Below are 6,644 nucleotides of genomic sequence, written 5' to 3'. Positions count from 1 at the left end.
ACACCGGCAAGCCCCGTACCCCCCACCCCCCCAGCCGCCTCCTCTGGCTCGGCCTGGTCGTCGCCACGTGGGTGGTCCTCGTCGTCCTGGCCCCCAGCTTCGCCTGGTGCGCCGTCCCCCTCTTCTTCACCGCCCTCCGCACCCTCCCCCCACGCGCCGCGATCGTCCTCGTCGCCCTCCTCACCGTCTTCGTCGTCATCGCCCAGCTCCGGCTCGCCACCGCCTTCGACCCCAACCTCCTCCTGGCCCCGCCCGCCGTCGCCGCCCTCGCCACCGCCGTCTTCGTCCACATGGAGCGCCAGGCCCAGGCCCAGCGCGCGCTGATCGACGACCTGATCCGCACCCGCCGCGAACTGGCCGCCACCGAACGCCGCGAGGGCACCCTCGCCGAGCGCCAGCGGCTGTCCATGGAGATCCACGACACCCTCGCCCAGAACCTGTCGAGCCAGCAGATGCTGCTCCAGGCCGCGGACCGCACCTGGGACACCGATCCGGCCACCGCCCGCGCGCACGTCCGTACCGCCACCGGCATCGCGGCACGCGGCCTCGCCGAGGCCCGCCGGCTCGTCCACGACCTGGCCCCGGCCGAACTCGCCGGCGGCGCCGGCCTCGCCGACGCCCTGCGCGCGCTGGACGCCGGTCCGGACATCGAAGTCCGCTTCCACCTCGAAGGCGGCCCGGCCCCGCTCCCGGACCGTGTCCAGTCCGCCCTGCTGCGCATAGCCCAGGGCGCGCTGGCCAACATCCGCGAACACTCCGGCGCCCGTACGGCCGCGCTCACCCTGAGCTTCCTGGGAGACCAGGTGGTCCTGGACATCGCCGACGACGGCCACGGCTTCGCCGAGCCCCGCGCCGCCACCGGGGAACGCGGGCACGGCCTCCCCGCGATGCGCGCCCGCGTCCGCCAGCTGGGCGGCACCCTGACCATCGAATCCACGCCGGGCGAGGGCACGGTCCTCTCCGCGGCCATCCCCTTGGAGCCGGCCCCATGACGACGATCCTCCTCTGCGACGACCACGTGGTCGTCCGCGCCGGCCTGCTCGCCCTCCTCGGCAGCGAGCCGGACATCGAGGTACTCGGCGAGGCGGGCAGCGGCGAGGAGGCAGTGGCCCTGGCGGCCAAACTGCACCCCGACGTGGTCCTGATGGACCTCCAGCTGGGCGAGGGCATCGACGGAGTCGAAGCCACCCGCCGCATCACCGCCCTTCCCCGGCCCCCGCACGTCCTGGTCCTCACCACCTACGACACGGACGCGGACATCACCCGGGCCATCGGCGCGGGCGCCACCGGCTACCTCCTGAAGGCGGAACGCCCCGAGGAGCTCTTCGCCGCGATCCACTCCGCCGCCCAGGGCCGCACCACCCTCTCCCCGCCGGTGGCCAGCCGCGTCATGGCCCACATGCGCGGCACCCGCCCCACCCTGACCGAGCGCGAACTGGACATCCTCGGCCAGCTGGCCCGCGGCCTCGGCAACCGCGACATCGCCCGCGCCCTGTTCATCAGCGAGGCCACCGTCAAAACCCACCTGGGCCGCATCTACGACAAACTCGGCGTCGACACCCGCGCGGGCGCGGTCTCCGTGGCGAAGGAACAACGCCTCCTGCCGTCGTGACCCGTCGGGCGGCTCCGGAAAGCGGCCCACCGGACCTCGCGGTACCGCGCGCTGCGGGAGCCCGCCCAGGGGGAGGCGCGGGGTTCGGGTGCGGAGCCCCCCGGCGCAGCGTCACCGCGCACCCGCACCGGCCGGGGGTGAGTACCGCCCCGCACCCGTGACACCATCGGGTACGTGCTCGACATCGGCTACTCCCTCTCCCGGCGCTTCCCCGACCCCCCGCAGACCGACTACCGCTCGGCGGACGTCCACACCCTGCGCCACGACCTGTTCTGCGGGGATGTCTACCTCGCCGACACCAACGCCGACCGCGAGGTGTCCACAGCCTGGGGATGGGTTCCGGTACTGGACTTCGCCTGGGCCCTGTGCGACATCGTCGAGCAGCTCGACCAAGACCCGCGCGGCAGCCGCTCCGCCCACCGGCAGTACGCCGAGCTCGACTTCACCGAGTCCACGGACCGCATGCTCTTCGAGCGCCGCTTCGGCTGGGTCGACATCGAGGCCGACTGGATGCCGGCCGAGGAAGCGCCGCTGACCTTCAGCCACCGCCTGCTGCGCCGCGAGGCCCGCGACTTCCTGCACGACCTCATCGCCGACCTCGTCGACATGCACGACGGCCTCGCCGACAACCCGGCCATCTGGACCCTCCAGGCCCGCTTCCCCCGCGTCCCGGCCTGATCCCCACGGCGAGCCCACCCGACCCACTCCAGCCCCGCCCGGTACTCCAGCCCCGCCGGCACTTGAGGCGCGGCGCCCGGGGCAGGGCCCCGATCCGAACCCCCACCCACCCACTCACTCACCCGAGCCACATCCGCCGGCGTTGAGGCGCGGGGTCCGGGGCGGAGCCCCGGGAAACGGCGCCGCACCCACCCACTCAGCCGAGCCACCCTCAGCCCCGCCGGCGATTGAGCCGCGGGGTCCGGGCCGGAGCCCCGGGAAACGGCGCCGCACCCACCCACTCACCCGAGCCACCTCCAGCCCCGCCGGCGATTGAGACGCGGAGCCCCGGCAGCGGCGCCGCACCCGCCCGGCTATGCCACCACCCGCACTCCCAGCTCCGCAGCCAGCGCCGGCGCCAGGTCGAGCAGCTGCGCCGGGCTGATCACCGCCCCGGCCAGCGCACCCATCCCCCGCGCGATCTCCAGCACACCGGCAGCCCGTAGATCCACATCCGCCATCCGCACCCCGCTGAAATCCACCCCCCGTAGCGCGCAGTCCCGGAACTCGACCCGCTCCAGCACCGCACCCCCGAAGTCCGGCTCCACCAGCACGCACCCCTCGAAGACCACGTCCTTGAGCCGCGCCTTCCGCAGGTTCAGGTAGTCGATCTTGCCGCCGCGCACCACCACCCGCTCCAGCACGGCCCCGTGCAACTGCACCCCGCCGAGCCGCGCGTCCACCACCTCCACGTCCCGCAACGAGGCCCCCGACAGGTCCGTCCCCACCCCCCGGACCCCCTCCAGGACCGCGTCCACGAACCGCGCCTTCGCCAGCCGCGTCTCGTCCAGCGCGCACCGCCGCACCGCGCAGTCCATGAACCGGGCCCCGACCCCCTCCTGCCCCGCCCAGTCCAGATCGGCGAACTCCAGCCCGTCGTAGTCCCCGTCCGGCTCCAGTTCGCCGCCCTCCCACACCTCCAGCTCCGGCAGCCGCATCTCCGGCCGCCGCGCCGCCTTCACCGTCTCCTGCTGCCCCTTGCGCGTCGCCATGCACCCATCGTGACCGACCCCACCGACAACGCCCGCCCCCCTCTTGACTCTCGCCCTGGACTACACCGCGCCCGGCTGGGCCGACGCCGTACGCGCCCACTCCCCGGCGGCGCCACCGTCCTCTTCGACTCCGTCGGCGGCGCCACCGCCCGCACCGCCCTGGGCCTCCTCGCCGCCGGCGCCCGGCACCTCGTCTTCGGCTGGTCCGGCGGCCCGCTCACCCTCCCCGACACCGAACGCGCCGAGCTCACCGCCCAGAGGTGCCCCACGCGGCCGGGCCCGCCCTCCCGTACCGCGGAGGACCGCTCCGCACGACGTCACCTGCGCAAGCGCTCTGCCTCCGCCCGGGCGGCCATAGCCTCGGCACGTGCCCTCTCCCGGTCCTTCGGTTGCTCCAAATGCTCCGCCAGGTGGTCCAGAGCAGCCGCGATGTCGTCCCGCCACGCCGCGTACGCCGCATCGGTGCAGGGCGCTCCAGGCCGCCTGCCACGCACGCTCCGCAGATGGCGCAGGGCCGCCTTGAGCGCGGGAGCAATCGCCGGCAATAGCTCCGATGTGATCATTCTGTCCCGGCCAGCCTGCGGAGCGCGTCGTCCGTCAGGCGGTTCACAGTCCACTCGTCCATCGGAACCGCCCCGACCGACCGGTAGAAGTCGATGGCGGGGGCGTTCCAGTCGAGGACCGACCACTCCAGCCGCTCGTAGCCCCGCTCCACGCACGTCCGCGCCAGCTCCGCCAGCAGCGCCTTCCCGTAACCGCCCCCGCGCGCGCCCGGCCGTACGTACAGGTCCTCCAGGTGGATCCCGTGCACCCCGCGCCACGTCGAGAAGGAGCGCCCCTCAGCGCCCGAGCAGCAGCTCCGCCACCGCCACCTGCTCCTCCGCCAGCCGCTCCTCCCCGTCCTCCACGTCCCACAGGCAGTTCTGGAGCACCCGCCCCAACGTCCAGGCCCGCGCCCGCTCCCGGTCCAGCCCCAGCACCTCCGTCATCAGGTCGAAGCGCCACCGCACGTCCTGTGCCCGGAAGTTGTTCACGATCGCCGGAAGCAGATCGAAGCCCGGATCACCGGCCAGCGGCTTCGGATCGATCGCCAGCCACGGCTCCCGGCCGCCCGCCAGCACGTTGTCGTAGTGCAGGTCCCAGTGCAGCAGCCGGTCCCCCGGCTCCCCGGCGACCTCCGCCACCGCCGCCGCGCAGTCCCGCAGCAGCCGCCGCTCCCCCTCGTCCGCGAGCCCCCGCAGCGCCCCCGGTACGTCCTCCAGCATCCCGGCGGTGATCTCCCCGAGCCCGCGCAGCCCGGCCGGAGCCGCCACCGCCGTCAGCCGCGCCAGCAGCTCCGCGACCACCCCCACCGCCTGCCGTGCGTCCCGCTCCGCGAGCGCCGACAAGTGCCGCCCCTCGTCCAGCCGTTCCAGCAGCAGCGAGCCCGTGTCCGCGTCATGCTCCAACAGCCGTACGCTGCCCACCCCGTCCCAGGCGCGCAGCGCGAGCGGCTCCCCCGCGCTCTCCTCGTCCGGCAGCGCCAGCTTCAGCACGGCCGCGGTCCCGTCGGCCCGCTCCACCGGCAGCACCAGCGCCGTCACCCCGTGCATCCCGGGCCCCGTGCGCCGCAGCTCCCACTGCGCCAGGAACCGCCCGGCCAGCGCGGGCAGCCCCGCGATGAACTCACGCCCCGCGTCGCCGTTCCACCTGAGCTGCGCCCGGACCAGCCCGTCCGGAATCTCCGAGATGTCGACCATGGCCCGACCCTACGACCGCCACGACCGCCACGACCAACCCGCGCCGCATCAGCCAGAACGCCTCGATTCACGCCCCGGAACCGGCATCCCGCACCTGGACACCCCTCCAAAACCGGGTGTACCAACTCCCCCATGACGATCAACGGCGGCATCTCCTTCTGGTACGCGACCGACCGCACCGCCCCGGCCGCGCCACCCCGCGCACCCCTCACCGCCCACGCCACGGCCGACGTCGTCATCGTGGGCGGCGGCTACACCGGCCTGTGGACCGCCTACTACCTCAAGCAGGCCGCCCCCGACCTCCGCATCACCGTCCTGGAGCAGAAGTTCTGCGGCTACGGGGCCTCCGGCCGCAACGGCGGCTGGCTCTACAACGGCATCGCCGGCCGCGACCGCTACGCCCGGCTCCACGGCCCCGAGGCCGCCCGCCGCCTCCAGCGGGCCATGAACGACACCGTCACGGAGGTCATCGACACCGCCGCCAAGGAAGGCATCGACGCCGACATCCACCGCGGCGGCGTCCTCGAAGTCGCCCGGACCCCCGCCCAGCTCACCCGCCTCAAGGCCTTCCACGCCGCCGAACTCGCCTTCGGCGAGAGCGACCGCGAGCTCTACGGCGCCGCCGAGACCCGCGCCCGTATCGACATCGCCGACGCCGTCGGCGCCGGCTGGAGCCCGCACGGCGCCCGCATCCACCCCCTGAAGCTGGTCAAGGGCCTGGCCGCGGCCTGCGAACGCCTCGGCGTCGTCATCCACGAGTCCACCCCGGTCACGGAGATCACCGCCGGAAAGGCCGTCACCCCGTACGGCACGGTCCGCGCGCCCCACGTCCTGCGCTGCACGGAGGGCTTCACCGCCGCCCTCAAGGGCCAGAAGCGCTCGTGGCTCCCGATGAACTCCTCGATGATCGTCACGGCCCCGCTCCCCGCCTCGGCCTGGGCCCAACTGGGCTGGTCCGACGCGCCGGTCCTCGGCGACATGGCCCACGCCTACATGTACGCCCAGCGCACCGCCGACGACCGCATCGCGATCGGCGGACGCGGGGTCCCGTACCGCTTCGGTTCGCGTGCGGCCACCGCCGAAAACACAGGCCGCACGCAGCCCGCCACCGTCGAGTCCCTGCGGGAGCTGCTGTTCTCCTTCTTCCCCGCCCTCACCGGTACGGAGATCACCCACGCCTGGTCCGGCGTCCTCGGCGTCCCGCGCGACTGGTGCGCCACCGTCACCCTGGACGCCGCCACGGGCCTCGGCTGGGCGGGCGGCTACGTCGGCTCGGGCGTCGCCACCGCCAACCTCGCCGCCCGCACCCTGCGCGACCTGGTCCTCGGCGACTCCACCGCGCTGACCGCGCTCCCCTGGGTGAACCACCGCGTGCGCCGCTGGGAGCCGGAGCCCTTCCGCTGGCTCGGAGTCCAGGCGCTCTACGCCGCCTACCGCGAGGCGGACCGCCGCGAAACCGCCACCCACCGCCCGACGACCACGCCCCTGGCCCGCCTCGCCGACCGCATCTCGGGCCGCCACTGACGGCTGCCACTGACGGGCGCCACTGACGGGCGCCACCGGCACGCGAAAGGCCCCGGACCT

The 6,644-nt window shown here is 74.2% G+C and carries 7 protein-coding genes and 1 pseudogene; 4 read left to right on the top strand and 4 right to left on the bottom strand.

The features are described from left to right. The 3 genes from J7E94_RS18825 to J7E94_RS18815 form a co-directional block, all read left to right on the top strand. The coding region (locus J7E94_RS18825) for a sensor histidine kinase (RefSeq protein ID WP_215016827.1) at nucleotides 1-992 on the top strand (992 nt) is incomplete at its 5' end. After that, nucleotides 989-1,612 carry a response regulator transcription factor gene (locus J7E94_RS18820; protein WP_215016825.1) on the top strand — a complete coding sequence of 208 codons (624 nt, stop codon included), beginning with the start codon at nucleotides 989-991 and terminating at the stop codon, nucleotides 1,610-1,612. The genes J7E94_RS18825 and J7E94_RS18820, both read left to right, overlap by 4 nt. A 174-nt stretch (nucleotides 1,613-1,786) precedes the next feature. After that, a complete protein-coding gene (locus tag J7E94_RS18815; RefSeq protein ID WP_215016823.1) occupies nucleotides 1,787-2,290 on the top strand; it encodes a hypothetical protein in 504 nt (167 codons plus the stop codon). Between the two features lie 353 nt (nucleotides 2,291-2,643). Here J7E94_RS18815 and J7E94_RS18810 read toward each other — a convergent pair whose 3' ends face one another. The 4 genes and pseudogenes from J7E94_RS18810 to J7E94_RS18800 all read right to left on the bottom strand — a co-directional run bounded on the left by J7E94_RS18810 (nucleotide 2,644) and on the right by J7E94_RS18800 (nucleotide 5,060). Further along, nucleotides 2,644-3,321, bottom strand: coding sequence for a pentapeptide repeat-containing protein (locus J7E94_RS18810; RefSeq protein ID WP_215016821.1), 678 nt, complete (start codon nucleotides 3,319-3,321; stop codon nucleotides 2,644-2,646). Between the two features lie 60 nt (nucleotides 3,322-3,381). Next, nucleotides 3,382-3,510, bottom strand: coding sequence for a hypothetical protein (locus tag J7E94_RS35455; RefSeq protein ID WP_285440792.1), 129 nt, complete (start codon nucleotides 3,508-3,510; stop codon nucleotides 3,382-3,384). Between the two features lie 370 nt (nucleotides 3,511-3,880). Further along, nucleotides 3,881-4,153, bottom strand: a pseudogene (locus tag J7E94_RS18805) (N-acetyltransferase family protein); the annotation flags it as partial. 7 nt (nucleotides 4,154-4,160) lie between these two features. Then, nucleotides 4,161-5,060 (bottom strand): aminoglycoside phosphotransferase family protein, encoded by a 900-nt coding sequence (locus J7E94_RS18800; protein WP_215016819.1) that lies wholly within the window; start codon nucleotides 5,058-5,060, stop codon nucleotides 4,161-4,163. Nucleotides 5,061-5,192: 132 nt separating this feature from the next. On the opposite strand from J7E94_RS18800, the gene J7E94_RS18795 reads away from it, so the two are divergent. Further along, on the top strand, nucleotides 5,193-6,584 hold the full coding sequence (locus tag J7E94_RS18795) for an FAD-binding oxidoreductase (RefSeq protein ID WP_215016817.1): 1,392 nt from the start codon (nucleotides 5,193-5,195) through the stop codon (nucleotides 6,582-6,584). The last annotated feature ends 60 nt before the right edge of the window (nucleotides 6,585-6,644 follow it).

It is taken from the genome of Streptomyces sp. ISL-94 (assembly GCF_018614075.1).
In the GTDB taxonomy this organism is placed as follows: domain Bacteria; phylum Actinomycetota; class Actinomycetes; order Streptomycetales; family Streptomycetaceae; genus Streptomyces.
Note: the sequence above shows the minus strand (reverse complement) of the source record. Positions and strands in the feature narration are given on the sequence as shown.

Bases quoted from the DNA above. Each gene is read 5' to 3' on its own strand.
- J7E94_RS18810 (WP_215016821.1), bottom strand. From the start codon at position 3,321: ATGGCGACGCGCAAGGGGCAGCAGGAGACGGTGAAGGCGGCGCGGCGG.
- J7E94_RS18795 (WP_215016817.1), top strand. From the start codon at position 5,193: ATGACGATCAACGGCGGCATCTCCTTCTGGTACGCGACCGACCGCACC.
- J7E94_RS18820 (WP_215016825.1), top strand. From the start codon at position 989: ATGACGACGATCCTCCTCTGCGACGACCACGTGGTCGTCCGCGCCGGC.
- J7E94_RS18800 (WP_215016819.1), bottom strand. From the start codon at position 5,060: ATGGTCGACATCTCGGAGATTCCGGACGGGCTGGTCCGGGCGCAGCTC.